This window comes from Arthrobacter sp. Y3223164, assembly GCF_059091005.1.
Genome location: NZ_JBNHGF010000947.1, coordinates 1 through 327, shown reverse-complemented (window position 1 = coordinate 327; position 327 = coordinate 1). Strand labels below are relative to the sequence as shown.

Sequence of the window (327 nt, the reverse complement as noted above, 5' to 3'; positions counted from 1 at the left end):
CGGCTGGCGGCCGAAGCCACCCCGGAGCTCAACGCCGCGCGCGAGCGCTGCTACCAGCTCTCGTCCACCCGCGAACGCTTCCGCGCCCTCGCCGGCCTGGCCAATGAACGACGGCGGCTGCTCGGCTCCGCGGACCGGGAACCGGAGGGCGGGCGGGACCCGGAGGTCCTGGAACAGCAGGCGGCCGAGGTCCGCGAGGAGCAGGCCGAGCTGGAGTTCGAGCTCGAGGACCGCCGGGCCGCCCTCGACGACGCGATCGAAGGCCGCGCCGCCGCCGAACGGGCTGCCGAGGACGAGGAAAAGCGGCTGACCGGCATCCTGCGCGCC

1 protein-coding gene is annotated in these 327 nt (G+C 75.5%); it reads left to right on the top strand.

Translation table 11 applies throughout. The features are described 5' to 3' along the window. A partial coding sequence (locus AC5RUJ_RS18865) for a hypothetical protein (protein ID WP_494156587.1) occupies window positions 1-327 on the top strand: 327 nt, incomplete at both ends.